Source organism: Variovorax sp. P5_A3, assembly GCF_056400665.1.
This window is the reverse complement of the sequence record NZ_JBFUKW010000003.1, coordinates 215860-232105: the sequence shown is the minus strand read 5'-3', so window position 1 is coordinate 232105 and position 16246 is coordinate 215860. Positions and strand designations below refer to the sequence as shown.

Below are 16246 nucleotides of genomic sequence, written 5' to 3'. Positions count from 1 at the left end.
TCGACGATGTTATTCCATTCCTCTATACGCAAGGAGCTGTCGCGCAGCTTCGGAGCCACGCTGGTGGTTCTGGTCACCATCGTGATGACCATGATGCTGATCCGCACGCTCGGACTGGCGTCCAAGGGCAGCGTGAATCCCTCCGAGGTCTTCCTCGTGATGACCTACACCGTGCTCGGCTATATGCCGACCATCCTCGGCCTCTGCCTGTTCATCTCGATCGTCGGCACGCTCTCGCGCATGTACCGCGACAGCGAAATGGTGATCTGGTTCTCCGCCGGGCGCAGCCTGGTCGAGTTCCTGCGGCCGCTCTACCAGTTCTCGTGGCCGATCCTGCTGCTGATCGCCGTATTGGCGCTGGTCGGCTGGCCCTGGTCCAATTCGCAGACCCAGGGCATGCGCCAGCGCTACGAACAGCGCAGCGACATCGAACGGGTCGCGCCGGGCGAATTCCGCGAATCGTCAGGGCGCCTGCGCGTGTTCTTCATCGACAAGGATGCACCCGACAGCGCCACGGCGAACAATGTCTTCATCTCCTCGATCGAACGCGGCCTGCAGATCATCACTTCCGCACGCAGCGGGCGAATGGAGGACGTCGACGGCACCCGCTACCTGCTGCTGAACAACGGGCAACGCCTCGAGCGGCCGCTGGCGCCCGACGCCGGCATCAAGATCAGTGAATTCGAGACGTACGGCGCCAAGGTCGGTGGCCGCCTGGACAATTCGCCCGACGCTGCCCCGGTGCGCACCCGCAGCACGCTGGCGCTGCTGCGCGACTTCAGTCCCGCCAGTCACGGAGAGCTGGCATGGCGTATCGGCATGCTGTTGGCAGCGGTCAATTTCGTCCTTCTCGCCCTGGCGCTGTCGAGCGTGAATCCACGCGTGGGCCGTAGCGGCAACTTGGGCATCGCGCTGTTCGCCTTCATCATCTACTACAACATGCTCAATCTTGGGCAGAACTGGGTCAGCATTGGCCGATACAGCATGGGCGGCTTCATGCTGGCGCTGCACGGCGGCGCGCTCCTGATCGGCCTGCTCTGGCTGGCGAAAAGACATTTCAACTGGGGTCGCCCGTCGCGTCGTTCCCGTACTGCAACAACACCCAACGCGTGAAAACAATCCGTCGCCTGATCTACGTCGAGGTGGTGAAGGCCGTCGCCTTCGTCGCCGTCGGATTCCTGAGCCTCTTCTTTTTCTTCGACTTCGTCGATGAGCTGCAATCGATCGGCAGGCCCGAAAGCCTCAACTACAGTGCCGGCAAGGCGCTGATCTACGTCACGATGCTGATCCCGAGCCACCTCTACGAACTGCTGCCGATCGCGGTCCTGATCGGCACGATCTTCGTGATGGCGAGACTCGCGCAAAGTTCCGAATTCACGATTCTCCGCACCAGCGGCCTCGGCCCGTGGCGCGCGCTGCGCACGCTCCTGGTGCTGGGGTTCGGCTTCGTGGTGCTGACCTTTGCCGTCGGCGACTACATCGCGCCGGCCTCCGACCGGGCGGCCCAGTTGCTCAAGGCGCGCTTCCAGGACGCCTACTCCCTGGTCGGGAACACGGGCGCATGGCTGAAGGAGCGCCAGGGCGACAACTCCTTTGCGGTCAATGTGGCGACCATGGGACGCAACGGCGTGCTGAAGGATCCGCGCATCCTCGAGTTCGGCGCCGACGGCTTCATCGTGTCGCAAGTGGCGGCGGCCTCTGCCCGAACCGAAGACGGCCACTGGACGCTGATCGACGTGGAGCGCCAGGAGTACGACACGCGCCGCCCCAGCGGGCCTCGTATCGTCACGACCAAGATCCCCATGGTGGAGTGGCCGACTTCGCTGACCACCGAAATGGTGTCGGTCGCCCTGCTCCGTCCGGAGCGCATGCGCACGCTCGACCTCTTCGACTACATCCAACACCTCGAGGCCAACGGCCAGACGGCGCAGCGCTACGAAATCGAGTTCTGGCGCAAGGTGTTCTACCCGCTGTCGTGCCTGGTGATGATCGTGCTCGCCCTGCCCTTCGCGTACCTGCACTTCCGCCAAGCGGGCATCACGACCTATGTGTTCGGCGGCGTGATGATCGGCATCAGTTTCTTCCTGCTGAACAACGTCTTCGGCTACCTGGGCAACCTCGGCAACTGGTGGCCCTGGATGACGGCGGCGGCGCCCGGGATGATCTATTCCGTGATGTCACTGGCCGCGTTCACCTGGCTGGTATTGCGACGCTAGGCGCGCATCCAATGTCTGCTTTGCAGGGCATCGTCCTCTTTGCGCACGGATCGCGTGACGAACGCTGGCGCGCGCCGGTCGAAGCAGTGGCTCGCCGCGTCGCGATCCTCGACCCAGCGGCCCGGGTCGTGTGCGCCTACCTCGAACTGGTCGAGCCCGACCTGCGCACGGCCGCAGCCGGGCTGATCGCCGGCGGGGTCGATGCGATCCGCGTCGTGCCGCTTTTCCTCGGCATGGGCAAGCATGCGCGGGAAGATCTGCCGCGCCTGCTCGACGAGTTGCGCTCCCAGCATCCGTCGGTGAAGTTCTCGCTGCGCCGTGCCGTCGGCGAGGAGCCCGAAGTCATCGAATTGCTGGCGCGAATGGCGCTCGAATCCTGATCCCGCGCTGATTTTCATAGACTCCGAAGGCATAATGAATTCCTAAATAAGACGGAATTTGTTATGAATCTGCACCAGTTCAAGTTTGTCCAGGAAGCCGTGCGGCGCAACCTGAACCTGACCGAGGCCGCCAAGGCGCTCCACACATCGCAGCCGGGCGTCTCCAAGGCCATCATCGAACTCGAGGAAGAACTGGGCGTGGAGATCTTTGCCCGCCACGGCAAACGACTGAAGCGCGTCACCGAACCCGGCCAGCACGTGCTCGCCAGCATCGAGTTGATCATGCGCGAAGTCGGCAACCTGAAGCGGATCGGCGAGCAGTTCAGCGCACAGGACAGCGGCACGCTCTCGATCGCCACCACCCATACGCAGGCACGCTATGTGTTGCCCGTCCCGGTCGCGAAGCTGCGCGAGGCCTACCCGAAGGTCAACGTGAGCTTGCATCAAGGCTCGCCGGACCAGGTCGCGCGCATGGTGATCGACGAGATCGCGGAAATCGGCATCGCCACCGAGTCACTCGCCGACTACGCCGAACTCGTGACGATGCCCTGCTACGAGTGGCAGCACGTGCTGGTGCTGCCCAAGGGCCACGCGCTCGCGGACAAGGAGCGCATCTCGCTCGAAGACCTGGCGAACGAGCCGATCATCACCTACCACCCGTCGTTCACCGGTCGCACGCGCATCGACCACGCCTTCGCGCAGAAGAAGCTCACCCCGCGGATCGCACTGGAAGCCATCGACTCCGACGTCATCAAGACCTATGTGCGGCTTGGGCTCGGCGTCGGCATCGTGGCGGAGATGGCGGTGCGCGACGAGTCCAACGCCGACCTGGTCGTGCGGCCGATGGGGCACATCTTCGGCGTCAACATCGCGCGCGTGGCGTTCAAGCGCAGCGCCTACCTGCGCAATTTCGTCTTCAAATTCGCCGAGCTGCTTTCGGACCGGCTCGACCGCAACCTGATCGCCAAGGCATTGAGCGGTCACAACCAGGACTACGAACTGTGAGCACCGTGACCGCCCGCACCCCCGACGTCAAGACGAAGCTGCCCGCCGTCGGCACGACCATCTTCACCGTGATGTCGGCGCTGGCCACCGAGAAGAACGCGGTGAACCTCGGCCAGGGCTTTCCGGATTTCGGCTGCGACCCCAAGCTGCTGCAGGCGGTGACGGACGCGATGGCGGCCGGCCATAACCAGTACCCGCCGATGCCCGGCATCCTGCCGCTGCGCGAGGCGGTCGCATCGAAGGTCGCGGCGCTGTATGGCCACAGCTACGACCCGCAGACCGAGATCACCATCACGGCCGGCGCGACGCAGGCGATCATCACGGCGATCCTTGCCGTGGTGCGCCCCGGCGACGAGGTCGTCGTGCTGGAGCCCTGCTACGACAGCTACGTGCCCAACATCGATCTGGCCGGCGGCACGGTGGTGCGCGTGCCGCTCACGCCCGGCACGTTCCGTCCGGACTTCGACAAGATCGCGGCGGCGATCACGCCGCGCACGCGCGCCATCATCATCAACACGCCGCACAACCCGAGCGCGACCGTGTGGACCGAGGCCGAGATGCGCCGGCTCGAAGAGTTGCTCGCACCGACCGACGTGCTGGTGATCAGCGACGAGGTCTACGAGCACATGGTCTACACCGGCGCGCGACACGAAAGCGCATCGCGCTTCCCCGGCCTGGCCGCACGCAGCTTCATCGTGAGCAGCTTCGGCAAGACCTACCACGTGACAGGCTGGAAGGTCGGCTACGTCGCCGCGCCCGCGTCGCTCACCGCCGAGTTCCGCAAGGTGCATCAGTTCAACGTCTTTACCGTCAACACGCCGATGCAGCACGCGCTCGCGAGCTTCATGGCCGACCCGGCGCCCTATCTCGAACTGCCCGCGTTCTACCAGCGCAAGCGCGACCTCTTCGCGGCGGGCCTGTCGAAGACGCGGCTCAAGCTGCTGCCGAGCGCCGGCACCTACTTTCAATGCGTCGACATCAGCGAGGTGAGCGAGCTCGGCGAATCCGATTTCTGCCAGTGGCTCACGACTGAGATCGGCGTCGCGGCCATCCCGCTGTCGGCCTTCTACGGCGACGGCTTCGATCAGCATGTGGTCAGGTTTTGCTTCGCCAAGAAGGACGAAACACTTCAAACCGCCCTCGATCGACTGGCCCGGCTCTGACACGAACGGTAGGAGAGTCCTGACCGCGGGAGGGGGCCCCTTCCCGCGATGGATTCGAGGCCGCGCGCAGACCATGAACTCCTCAAAACATTCCGCCCTAGGAGAAGTTCATGTCCATCTCGTTGATTCTGCTGATCGTCCTGATCCTGTTGCTGGTGGGCGCACTCCCGAGCTGGGGTTACAGCCGCGGCTGGGGCTACGGTCCGAGCGGCGGCCTTGGCCTGGTGCTGCTGGTCGTCATCGTGCTGCTTCTCATGGGGCGCATATAGCCCACGCGCGCTTCCAGGCGCGCACGCAAAAGGCAAGGCCCGCTTCGGCGGGCTTTTGCTCGTCCGCGGACAGGCTGCTCAGCTTTCGAGCTGAACCCAGAGCTTGTCGAGCCGCTTCACGCTGACCGGCTGCGGCGTGCGCAGCTCCTGCGCGAAGAAGCTCACGCGCAACTCTTCCAGCAGCCAGCGGAACTCGCTCATGCGCTCATCGATCGCGCCCTTGCGCTCGGCCAGCAGGCGCCAGTAGCGCTGCTCCTGCGGTCGAAGCTCGGCCAGCCGTTGCGCATCGCGCGCGGGGTCGCCTCGGAGCTTGTCGAGCCGCAAGGTGATCGCCTTCAGGTAGCGCGCGAAATGCTGCAGCCGCGGCCACGGCGTGTCGGCGACGAAGCGCTTACCCATCAAACGCTGCAACTGCTGCGCGGCGTCGGCGGTGGCGGTAGGTTGAATCTTCGTGTCCTTGATCTTGCGCAACGCCTGCGTGTACTCGGCAAGGATCACACCCCCCAACCGCGCCACTTCATTGGCAATCAACGTGAGCCGGCCACGGCCCTCCTCCACGCGGCGCTTGAAGGCCGCCTCGTCGGTCGGCAAGGGTTCCTGCAGGAAGGCGCGTTCCAGGGCCACGTCGATGATCTGCGCGCGGAGCTCTTCGGCAGTGCCGAGCGGCATGTACGCGACCGCCATCTTCTGCAGGTCGGGGATGTTCTTCTCGAGATATTTGAGGGCGTCCTTCAGTTGAAGCGCGAAGAGGCGCCGCAAGCCGCTGCGATGCTTCGCGGCGGCCACGGCGGGCTCGTCGAACACTTCGATCGTGACGGCGTCGCCGCCATCCACCAGCGCCGGAAAGCCGATCAACGACTGCGCGCCGCGCCGGACCTCCATCAGCTCGGGGAGCTCGCCGAAGGTCCACGCCGTGTAGCGTTGACCGGCAGGCAATGCCGGCGGCGCGGGCTCGCTCGATGCAGCCTCCGCCGATGGCCTCGCCGAACCACTGCCGGATGCGGCTTCGGCGGGCTTCGCCGACGCCTTGACGTTGAGCCCCGCAAGCGCCTGGAACGCACCGCGTGCCTGCGCGCCCAGCTCCGCCTTCAAGGCGCCAAGATTGCGTCCCATGCCGAGTTGCCGGCCATGCTCGTCGACCACGCGCAGGTTCATGAACAGGTGCGGCGGCAGCATGTCCAGCTTGAAATCGGTGCGCCTCACGTCGAGGCTGGTCTGGTCGCGCACGCGCTTGAGCAATGCGTCGGTCAGCGAGCCGTGGCCGAAGACCTCGGGATCCGCGAGCAGTTCACTCAGGCGCGCGGCCGATTCAGGCAACGGCACGAGCCGGGCACGCGGCTTCTGCGGCAGGCTCTTGAGCAAGGCCTGCACCTTGTCCTTCAGCATGCCGGTCACGAGCCATTCGCAGCGTTCTTCGCTGACCTGGTTCAGCACGAAGAGCGGAACGGTGACCGTCAGCCCGTCCTTCGCATCGCCCGGCTCGTGCAGATAGGTGGCCGAGCAATCGACGCCCCCCAGGCGCAGGGTCGGCGGGAACGATTGCGTCGTGATGCCCGCCGCCTGATGCCGCATCAGCTCGTCGCGCGTGAGATACAGCAGCCTAGGCTGGTCCTTCGACTGCTGGCGGTACCAGTTCTCGAAGGAGATGCCGCTCGCGACATCCGGCGGAAGCTGGGCATCGTAGAAGGCGTAGATCAACTCGTCGTCGACAAGCACGTCCTGCCGCCTGGACTTGTGTTCCAGGCCTTCGACCTCGCGCACGAGCTTTCGATTGGCCGCGAGGAAAGGCAGCTTGCTTTCCCACTGGCCGCCGACCAGCGCCTCACGGATGAATATCTCGCGGGCGGCGACCGGATCGACCTTGCCGAAGTCGACACGCCGCCCGCTGTACACGACCAGTCCGTAGAGCGTCGCGCGCTCCAGCGCTGCGACCTGCGCACCCTTCTTTTCCCAATGCGGGTCGAGCAACTGCTTCTTGAGCAGATGCCCGGCGACCTGTTCGAGCCACTGCGGCTCGATGTTGGCGATGCCGCGGCCGAAGAGGCGCGTCGTCTCGACCAGTTCAGCGCAGACGATCCAGCGACCCGGCTTCTTCTTGAGGTGTGCGCCGGGATGGCGGTAGAACTTGATGCCGCGCGCGCCGAGGTAGGCCTCGTCGTCCTCCAGCTTCCATCCAACGTTGCCGAGCAGTCCCGAGAGCATCGACAGATGCAGCGGCTCATAGCCCGCGGGCTGGGTGTTGATGCGCCACTTGTGCTCGGTGACGACCGTGAGCAATTGCGAATGGATGTCGCGCCATTCGCGCACGCGCCGCACGTTGATGAAGTTCTGGCGCAGCAGTTGTTCGTATTGGCGGTTGCTGAGCTTGTGGGTGGGCGGTGTGCCCCCACCCCGGCCCTCCCCCAGAGTGGGAGGGAGAGGACCCGCCCTGCCCCCTCCCCCTCTGGGGGAGGGCTGGGGTGGGGGCACCCCCCCGCGCGAATCATGAATCCACTTCCACAACCGCAGATACCCGCTGAACTCGCTCTTCTCGTCATCGAACTTCGAATGCGCCTGGTCCGCCTGCTGCTGCGCCTCCATCGGCCGGTCGCGTACATCCTGCACGGACAGCGCGCTGGCGATGATCAAGACCTCTTCGAGCGCGCCACGCGTGCGCGCCTCCAGGATCATTCGCCCGACACGCGGATCGAGCGGCAGCCTGGAAAGCTCGACACCGGTCGGCGTGAGTTCGTTGGCGTCGTCGACCGCACCCAGCTCATTGAGCAGCTGGTAGCCGTCGGCGATCGCTCGCCGCTGCGGCGCCTCGAGAAACGGAAAGCCCTCGACGTCGCCCAGGTGCAGCGACTTCATCCGCAGGATCACGCCGGCGAGCGACGATCGCAGGATTTCCGGATCGGTGAAACGCGGCCGGCCCTCGAAGTCCTTTTCGTCGTAGAGCCGGATGCAGATGCCGTTGGCCACCCGCCCGCAACGCCCGGCGCGCTGGTTGGCGGCCGCCTGGCTGATGGGCTCGACCAGCAACTGCTCGACCTTGCTGCGGAAGCTGTAGCGCTTGACTCGGGCGGTACCGGTGTCGATCACATAGCGGATGCCCGGCACGGTCAGCGAGGTTTCGGCAACGTTGGTGGCAAGCACGATGCGACGGCCCGTGTGGCCGTCGAAGATGCGGTCCTGTTCGGCCTGCGACAGGCGCGCGAACAGGGGCAGCACTTCGGCGTTGCGCATCACGGGCTGGTGGCTCAGGTGCTTGCGCAAATGGTCGGCGGCCTCGCGGATCTCGCGCTCGCCGGGCAGGAAGACGAGGATGTCGCCCGCGTTGTGCGGGTCGCGCCAGAGTTCGTCCACGCCGTCGGCGATGGCGTCGTTGAGGTCGTAGTCGCGTGATTCCTCGTACGGTCGGTAGCGTTGCTCCACCGGAAAAGTCCGCCCGGACACCATGATCGTCGGCGCCGGCCCCTTCGCGGAGGCGAAATGTTGTGCGAACCGATCCGCATCGATGGTCGCCGAGGTCACGATCACCTTCAGGTCCGGACGACGCGGGAGGATCTCGCGCAGATAGCCCAGCAGGAAGTCGATATTCAGCGAGCGCTCGTGCGCCTCGTCGATGATGATCGTGTCGTAGGCCTTGAGGAGCGGATCGGTCTGCGTCTCGGCCAGCAGGATGCCGTCGGTCATCAACTTGACCGACGCGTCGCGCGACAGGCGGTCCTGGAAGCGCACCTTGTAGCCGACCACATCGCCCAGCGGCGTCTTGAGTTCCTCCGCGATGCGCTTGGCGACCGACGACGCAGCAATGCGCCGCGGCTGGGTGTGGCCGATGAGCCGGCCCTTGCCTGGCGGGGCGTTGAGCTTGCCGCGCCCCAGCGCCAGGGCGATCTTCGGCAATTGCGTGGTCTTGCCCGATCCGGTCTCGCCACAGACGATCACGACCTGGTTCGCCTCGATGGCGGCCATGATTTCGTCGCGCCGGGCCGACACCGGCAGTGATTCGGGGAACTCGATTCGAAGTGGAGACGAAGACAAGGCGGGCAGTTCGGGGAAAATCGCCAATTATCTTGCGCCCGGCCTCGCGCCCCCCTATCCCGCCAATGTCCACCGTCTTCAACTTCACTTTCGTCCCCTGGTTTCGCTCGGTGGCGCCCTACATCCACATGCATCGCGGCAAGACCTTCGTGGTCGCGATGGCCGGCGAGGCGATCGCAGCCGGCAAGCTGCAGAACATCGCGCAGGACCTGGCCCTGATCCAGAGCATGGGCGTCAAGGTGGTGCTGGTGCATGGATTCCGCCCGCAGGTCAACGAGCAGCTTCGCGCCAAAGGCCACGAGGCCAGGTATTCGCACGGCATGCGCATCACCGACGAGGTAGCCCTGGATTGCGCCCAGGAAGCCGCCGGCCAGTTGCGCTACGAGATCGAGGCCGCCTTCAGCCAGGGCTTGCCGAACACGCCGATGGCCGGCTCCACGATCCGCGTCATTTCGGGCAACTTCATCACCGCACGACCGGTTGGCGTGGTCGACGGCGTCGACTTCCAGCATTCGGGCCTGGTACGCAAGGTCGATGCAGCAGGCATTCGCCGCGCGCTGGACTTCGGCGCGATGGTGCTGATGTCGCCTTTCGGCTTCTCGCCCACCGGCGAGGCCTTCAACCTCACGATGGAAGAAGTCGCGACCAGCGTGGCGATTTCGATCCAGGCGGACAAGCTGATCTTCCTGACCGAGGTTCCCGGCATTCCGCTCGACACCAGCCTGCCGGTGAGTGAAGACAATCCCATCGACACCGAGCTGCCGCTCGATACGGCGAAGAAGCTGCTGGCCTCACTGGCACCCGCGCAGCGGCCGACGGACACGGCCTTCTACCTGCAGCATTGCGTGAAAGCGTGCGAGGCAGGCGTGGAACGCAACCACATCCTGCCGTTCAGCGTGGACGGCTCGCTGCTGCTCGAGGTGTACGTGCACGACGGCATCGGCACGATGGTGATCGACGAGAAGCTCGAATCGCTCCGCGAAGCGACGGCAGACGACATCGGCGGCATCCTGCAGCTCATCGAACCCTTCGAGCGCGACGGCACGCTGGTCAAGCGCAGCCGGACGGAGATCGAGCGCGACGTCGGCCAGTACACGGTGATCGAACACGACGGCGTGATCTTCGGCTGCGCGGCGCTCTACCCCTATCCCGAGGCGAAGACGGCGGAAATGGCGGCGCTGACCGTGTCGCCGCAGTCGCAGGCCCAAGGGGACGGCGAGCGCATCCTTAAGCGCATCGAACAACGCGCCAAGTCCATGGGGCTGGAGAGCATCTTCGTGCTGACGACGCGCACCATGCACTGGTTCCTGAAGCGCGGCTTCCAGCAGGTCAATCCGGACTGGCTGCCCGAAGCGCGCAAGCGCAAGTACAACTGGGACCGCAAGAGCCAGGTGCTGGTGAAGAAACTCTAGCGCCGCACTTCCATCAACCCGAGGAGAACGCGATGTATCCATGGCTCTGGTTCTGGTCCCCAACATTGCACCTTCCGTTCAGCGGCAGCGTGGCGCAACGGATCGAGCCCGACACGAACTGGTTCTTCGCGGGAATTCCTCCCTCAGCGGGCAATGGCGACCTGGAAAAGAAGGCATTCGACGTCGCCAGCTACGGGCGGCAGATCGGCTGGATTACCGAGGTTCTGCTCGCCGAAAAGCAATCGAAGTCGGTCGACCCGGACACGGCCGCCGAATCCCTGCGCAAACTCCAGAAGACCTACGAAGAGATCGAAGCCGTCAAGAAGCAAAGCCGCGCCGAGATCGCCGACGCTGCGGCATCGGCGCTGGCCAAGCTACGGGAAGCCGACCGCGAGGCCTACGACCGTCTCCTCGCCCTCGCGCCGCGATAATCCACGCCCATGAATCCCCTGCTCGCCAAACTGCAGCCCTACCCGTTCGCGCGGCTGCGACAACTCTTCGCGGGCGTCACGCCGAACCCCGAATTCACGCCCATCAGCCTGGGCATTGGCGAGCCCAAGCACCCGACGCCGGCCTTCATCAAGGAGGCACTGTCCAGCAGCCTCGGCGCGCTCGCGGTCTATCCGGCCACGGCCGGCGAACTCCAATTACGCGAGTCGTTCACGGGCTGGCTGCAGCGGCGCTACGGGCTCGGGCTCGACGCGGCCACGCAGGTGCTGCCGGTCAATGGATCGCGCGAGGCGCTCTTCGCCCTGGCGCAGACGGTGGTCGATGCCAGCAAATCGCCCGCGCCGGTGGTGCTGTCGCCCAACCCCTTCTATCAAATCTACGAAGGCGCGGCCTTTCTCTCAGGCGCCGAGCCCTACTACGTGCCCAGCGTGGCGTCGCGCAACTTCGCGGTCGACTGGGACAGCGTGCCCGACGAGGTCTGGGCGCGCACGCAACTCGTCTTCGTCTGCTCGCCAGGCAACCCTACCGGCGCGGTGATGCCGCTGGACGAGTGGCAGAAGCTTTTCGCGCTGTCGGACCGCTACGGCTTCGTGATCGCCGCCGACGAGTGCTATAGCGAAATCTATTTCCGCGACGAACCACCGCTCGGCGGCCTCGAAGCCGCGGCGAAGCTCGGCCGCAGCGACTTCCGCAACCTCATCGCGCTCACCTCGCTGTCCAAGCGCAGCAACGTGCCCGGCCTGCGCAGCGGCTTCGTGGCGGGCGACGCGGAAATCATCAAGTCCTTTCTGCTCTATCGCACCTACCACGGCAGCGCGATGAGCGGGACGGTGGCGGCGGCCAGCATCGCGGCCTGGAATGACGAAACCCATGTGGTCGAGAACCGTGCCCAATACCGCGCCAAGTTCGCGGCCGTCACGCCCCTGCTCGAACCGGTGCTCGACGTTCGCCTGCCCGACGCCAGTTTCTACCTGTGGGCCGGCGTGCCGGACTCGTGGCAAGGCGACGACCAGGCCTTCGCCCGCGACCTCTACGCTCAATACAATGTGACGGTGCTGCCCGGCAGCTATCTCGCCCGCGACGTGGCCGGTGCCAACCCGGGCCGCGGGCGCATCCGGATGGCGCTGGTCGCCGACACGGCCGAATGCACCGAGGCCGCGCAACGCATCGTGAACTTCATCCAGAACCGAGCTTTTCAATGACCCAACAACTCCAGCAGACCATCGACGCAGCGTGGGAAGACCGCGCCAACATCTCCTCCACCAGCGCGCCGAAGGAGGTCCGCGATGCCGTCGAACACGTGATCGCCGAGCTCAACAACGGCCAGTTGCGCGTCGCGACCCGCGAGAGCGTGGGCCAGTGGACCGTGCACCAGTGGATCAAGAAGGCCGTGTTGCTGTCGTTCCGCCTCAAGGACAACGAGCAGATGCAGGCCGGCTCGCTGGGCTTCTACGACAAGGTGCCGACCAAGTTCTCGCACCTGTCGGCCGGCGAACTGAAGGAAGCCGGCGTGCGCATCGTGCCGCCGGCCGTGGCGCGCCGCGGCAGCTTCATCGCCAAGGGCGCGATCCTGATGCCCTCCTACGTGAACATCGGCGCCTACGTCGGCGAAGGCACCATGGTCGACACCTGGGCTACCGTCGGCTCCTGCGCACAGATCGGCGCCAACGTGCATCTTTCGGGCGGCGTCGGCATCGGCGGCGTGCTCGAACCCCTGCAGGCCGGCCCGACCATCATCGAGGACAACTGCTTCATCGGCGCGCGTTCCGAAGTGGTCGAAGGCGTGGTGATCGAGGAAAACTCCGTGTTGTCGATGGGCGTCTACATCGGCCAGAGCACGCCGATCTACGACCGCGCGACGGGTGAGGTCAGCTACGGCCGCGTGCCGTCGGGCTCGGTCGTCATCAGCGGCACGCTGCCCAAGGACAATGGCAAGTACAGCCTGTACGCGGCGATCATCGTGAAGCGTGTCGACGCGCAAACCCGCGCCAAGACCTCGCTGAACGATCTTCTGCGCGACTGATTGCAAAGGAAGCCGGCCGCCTGAGGGGGCGGCACGGCGGAAGTCCCGTTTCATAACCAAGCTGAGGAGATTGCCGATGAATACGATGGAAAGAATTCTTCGCCTGATGGCCGAACGCAAGGCTTCCGACATCTATCTATCGGCGAACTGCCCGGCGCTGATCCGCATCAACGGCAACTGCATGCCGATCAACGGCCAGGTGCTGCCATCCGAGGCGCCGCTCAGCCTGTTGTCCGAAGTGGTCCATGAAAGCCGCATCCAGGAGCTGGAACGCACCGGCGAGCTCAACATGGCCATCGCCCTCGACGGCGCCGGCAACTTCCGCATCAGCGCGATGCGCCAGCGCGGCAGCTACGCGGTCGTGGTGCGGCACATCGCTTCGGTCATTCCGTCCTTCGAAGACCTGAACCTGCCCGAGATCCTCAAGACGCTCGTGATGGAGAAGCGCGGCCTCATCCTCATGGTCGGCTCCACCGGTGCCGGCAAGAGCACGACGCTGGCGTCGATGCTCGACTACCGCAACGAAAACTCGACGGGCCACATCCTCACGGTCGAGGAACCCATCGAATTCACCTTCACCAACAAGAAATCGATGGTGAACCAGCGCGATGTGGGCAGCGACACGCAATCGCTCCAGGTCGCGCTCAAGAATGCACTGCGCCAGGCGCCCGACGTGATCCAGATCGGTGAAATCCGCGATCGCGAGACGATGACGGCCGCGATCGCCTATGCGCAATCGGGCCATCTCTGCGTGGCCACGCTGCACGCCAACAACAGCTACCGGGCGCTGAACCGCATCCTGAGCTTCTACCCCGTGGAAGTCCGCGCCACGCTGCTGGGCGACCTTGGCGGCGCCCTGCGGGCGATCGTCGCGCAGCGACTGCTTCGCACACCCAACGGAGCGCGCGTCCCGGCGCTCGAAGTGCTGCTGAATACGGCGCTGGTCGCCGAACTGATCGGCAAGGGCGACTTCTCGGCCGTCAAGGAAGCGATGGAACAGTCCATGGCCGAAGGGTCTCAGACCTTCGAGGAAGACATCGCCCGCCTGATCACCGAAAATCTGGTCACCCGCGAGGAAGGCTTGGCGCAGGCCGACTCGCCGACCAACCTGATGTGGCGCCTGCAGAACCGCAAGGCCCCGGCGACCCGCAGCAGCGAAGAACGCTCCCTCCTCGACCAGGTCGAGGAACCCACCTTCACGGACATCACGCTCGACGTGCGTCTTTGACCCAACTGCCCTCTCGATGTCCCGAACGCTCCAGCTTGCCGAACAACTGATCTCCCGCCCCTCGGTCACCCCCGACGATGCGGGGTGCCAGGAGATCCTCGGCGAACGGCTGGCGCGGCTCGGATTCCGGCTCGAGACCATCGAAAGCGGGCCGGCGGACTTTCGGGTGACGAACCTGTGGGCCGTGCGCCCAGGCAGCGCCCCGGGCGGCGCGAGCCGGACGATAGCGTTTGCCGGCCACACCGACGTCGTGCCGACGGGGCCCGTCGAACAGTGGACCAGCCACCCCTTCACCCCCACGCATCGCGACGGCAAGCTCTACGGCCGCGGTGCGTGCGACATGAAGACCTCGCTGGCGGCCTTCGTCGTCGCGATCGAGGAATTCCTCGCAGCGAAGCCGGATCCGCTCCTCACCCTTGCCTTGCTGCTCACCAGCGACGAGGAAGGCCCCGGGGTCGACGGCACGGTCGTGGTGTGCAACACGCTGGCAGCGCGAGGCGAGCGGATCGACTATTGCATTGTCGGAGAACCGACCGCGGTCGAGCGCTGCGGCGACATGATCAAGAACGGCCGGCGCGGCACCATGAGCGGCAAGTTGACCGTCAAGGGCGTGCAGGGCCACATCGCCTATCCGCATCTGGCGAAGAACCCCGTGCATTCGCTCGCGCCCGCGCTGGCCGAACTCGTCGCCATCAACGCGGCTGGCGCGTGGGATGCCGGCAATGACCATTTCCAACCCACCAGCTGGCAGGTCAGCAACTTTCACGCGGGGACCGGCGCCAGCAATGTGATCCCGGGCGCGGCGGTGGTCGACTTCAACTTCCGCTTCTCGACCGAATCGACGCCTGAATCGCTCCAGCAGCGCGTGCAGGCCGTGCTCGACAGCCATGGCGTCGACTACACGCTCGCATGGACGGTCGGCGGCCTGCCCTTCCTCACGAAGCCGGCGGAACTGGTCGAAGCAGTCCAGCAGTCCATCCGTGACGAAACCGGCATCGAGACCGAGCTTTCGACCAGCGGCGGCACCAGCGACGCGCGCTTCATCGCGAAGATCTGCGAGCAGGTGATCGAACTGGGCCCCGTCAACGCGAGCATCCACAAGATCGACGAGCACATCGCGGTCGCCGAGATCGAACCGCTGAAGAACATCTATCGCCGCACGCTGGACAGGCTTGAAGCGCTGCTCACGGTATGAGCACTGTCATCGAATTGATCGAGGCCGGCGCAAAGCAGCTGGCCGACGCGGGCGTTGCGTTCGGGCATGGCACGGACAACGCATTCGACGAAGCCGTGTGGCTCGTGTTGTGGCGCCTGGGCCTGCCGCTCGATGAACTCGACGCGGTCGCGGATCGCCCGGTGTCGCCGGCGGATGCCGCGCGCATCGGCCAGCTCTTCGCCCAACGCATCGAGACGCGCAAGCCCGCCGCCTATCTGACCCGGGAGGCCTGGCTGCAAGGCGTGCCTTTCTACATCGACGAGCGCGCGATCGTGCCGCGCAGCTTCATCGCGGAGCTGCTGGCCGATGGCAGCATCGATCCCTGGCTGGGCGAACACACGCAGCGCGTGCTCGATTTGTGCACGGGCAACGGCAGCCTCGCGGTGTTGGCGGCCATGACGTACCCGGATATCTCGGTCGATGCAGCCGACCTGTCGACGACGGCGCTCGAAGTCGCGGCCATCAACGTGACGCGCCATCAACTCGACGACCGCATCACGCTGCTCGAATCCGACGGCCTCGCCAACGTGCGCGGTCCCTACGATCTCATCCTCTGCAATCCGCCGTACGTCAATGCCCAAAGCATGACGGCGCTTCCGGCCGAGTACCGCGCCGAGCCCGAGCTGGCGCTGGCAGGCGGTGCCGACGGCATGGACTTCATCCGACGGCTTCTGGCCGAAGCGCCCGCCTGCATGAGCGAATCCGCCTTGCTGGTGCTTGAAATCGGCAACGAGCGCGCCAACTTCGAGGCGGCTTTCCCGCAGCTCGAAGTGGTGTGGCTCGCCACCAGCGCAGGCGACGATCAGGTCCTCCTGGTCCCGCGCGAATCCCTCTGACGAAATGCCCGCCAACGGGCGGGCA

Annotated in this window: 14 protein-coding genes; 13 read left to right on the top strand and 1 reads right to left on the bottom strand. The window is 65.4% G+C overall.

What is annotated here, in order from left to right; translation table 11 throughout:
* Positions 1-6: 6 nt before the first annotated feature.
* The 6 genes from lptF (at position 7) to AC1D3B_RS06445 (ending at position 5033) form a co-directional block, all read left to right on the top strand.
* Positions 7-1113 (top strand): LPS export ABC transporter permease LptF, encoded by a 1107-nt coding sequence (gene lptF, locus AC1D3B_RS06470; RefSeq protein WP_478189834.1) that lies wholly within the window; start codon positions 7-9, stop codon positions 1111-1113.
* Positions 1110-2216, top strand: coding sequence for an LPS export ABC transporter permease LptG (lptG, locus tag AC1D3B_RS06465; RefSeq protein WP_478189833.1), 1107 nt, complete (start codon positions 1110-1112; stop codon positions 2214-2216). Before lptF ends, lptG begins: the two co-directional genes overlap by 4 nt.
* 11 nt (positions 2217-2227) lie before the next feature.
* On the top strand, positions 2228-2596 hold the full coding sequence (locus AC1D3B_RS06460; RefSeq protein WP_478189832.1) for a sirohydrochlorin chelatase: 369 nt from the start codon (positions 2228-2230) through the stop codon (positions 2594-2596).
* Positions 2597-2659: 63 nt separating this feature from the next.
* On the top strand, positions 2660-3601 hold the full coding sequence (locus AC1D3B_RS06455) for a CysB family HTH-type transcriptional regulator (protein ID WP_478189831.1): 942 nt from the start codon (positions 2660-2662) through the stop codon (positions 3599-3601).
* Positions 3598-4764, top strand: coding sequence for a pyridoxal phosphate-dependent aminotransferase (locus tag AC1D3B_RS06450; protein ID WP_478189830.1), 1167 nt, complete (start codon positions 3598-3600; stop codon positions 4762-4764). The genes AC1D3B_RS06455 and AC1D3B_RS06450 overlap by 4 nt, the downstream gene beginning before the upstream one ends.
* Before the next feature lie 110 nt (positions 4765-4874).
* On the top strand, positions 4875-5033 hold the full coding sequence (locus AC1D3B_RS06445; RefSeq protein ID WP_435518012.1) for a DUF3309 family protein: 159 nt from the start codon (positions 4875-4877) through the stop codon (positions 5031-5033).
* A gap of 78 nt (positions 5034-5111) precedes the next feature.
* Here the strand turns inward: AC1D3B_RS06445 and hrpA are convergent, their stop codons facing one another.
* Complete coding sequence (gene hrpA, locus AC1D3B_RS06440) at positions 5112-8987, bottom strand: ATP-dependent RNA helicase HrpA (protein WP_478190009.1); 3876 nt, start codon at positions 8985-8987, stop codon at positions 5112-5114.
* 134 nt (positions 8988-9121) lie between these two features.
* Between hrpA and argA the strand changes: the two genes are divergently transcribed.
* The 7 genes from argA to prmB all read left to right on the top strand — a co-directional run bounded on the left by argA (position 9122) and on the right by prmB (position 16221).
* Positions 9122-10468 (top strand): amino-acid N-acetyltransferase, encoded by a 1347-nt coding sequence (argA, locus tag AC1D3B_RS06435; protein WP_478189829.1) that lies wholly within the window; start codon positions 9122-9124, stop codon positions 10466-10468.
* Positions 10469-10557: 89 nt separating this feature from the next.
* Positions 10558-10899: a hypothetical protein gene (locus AC1D3B_RS06430; RefSeq protein ID WP_478189828.1), complete on the top strand. Its 342-nt coding sequence runs from the start codon at positions 10558-10560 to the stop codon at positions 10897-10899.
* Positions 10900-10908: 9 nt separating this feature from the next.
* Entirely contained in the window at positions 10909-12120 is a 1212-nt protein-coding gene (gene dapC / locus AC1D3B_RS06425; protein ID WP_478189827.1) for a succinyldiaminopimelate transaminase, read from the top strand.
* Positions 12117-12941 carry a 2,3,4,5-tetrahydropyridine-2,6-dicarboxylate N-succinyltransferase gene (dapD, locus tag AC1D3B_RS06420; RefSeq protein WP_478189826.1) on the top strand — a complete coding sequence of 275 codons (825 nt, stop codon included), beginning with the start codon at positions 12117-12119 and terminating at the stop codon, positions 12939-12941. The genes dapC and dapD overlap by 4 nt, the downstream gene beginning before the upstream one ends.
* A gap of 76 nt (positions 12942-13017) precedes the next feature.
* On the top strand, positions 13018-14169 hold the full coding sequence (locus AC1D3B_RS06415; RefSeq protein WP_478189825.1) for a PilT/PilU family type 4a pilus ATPase: 1152 nt from the start codon (positions 13018-13020) through the stop codon (positions 14167-14169).
* A 16-nt stretch (positions 14170-14185) separates the two neighbouring features.
* Entirely contained in the window at positions 14186-15364 is a 1179-nt protein-coding gene (gene dapE / locus AC1D3B_RS06410) for a succinyl-diaminopimelate desuccinylase (RefSeq protein WP_478189824.1), read from the top strand.
* Positions 15361-16221, top strand: coding sequence for a 50S ribosomal protein L3 N(5)-glutamine methyltransferase (prmB, locus tag AC1D3B_RS06405; protein WP_478189823.1), 861 nt, complete (start codon positions 15361-15363; stop codon positions 16219-16221). The genes dapE and prmB overlap by 4 nt, the downstream gene beginning before the upstream one ends.
* The last annotated feature ends 25 nt before the right edge of the window (positions 16222-16246 follow it).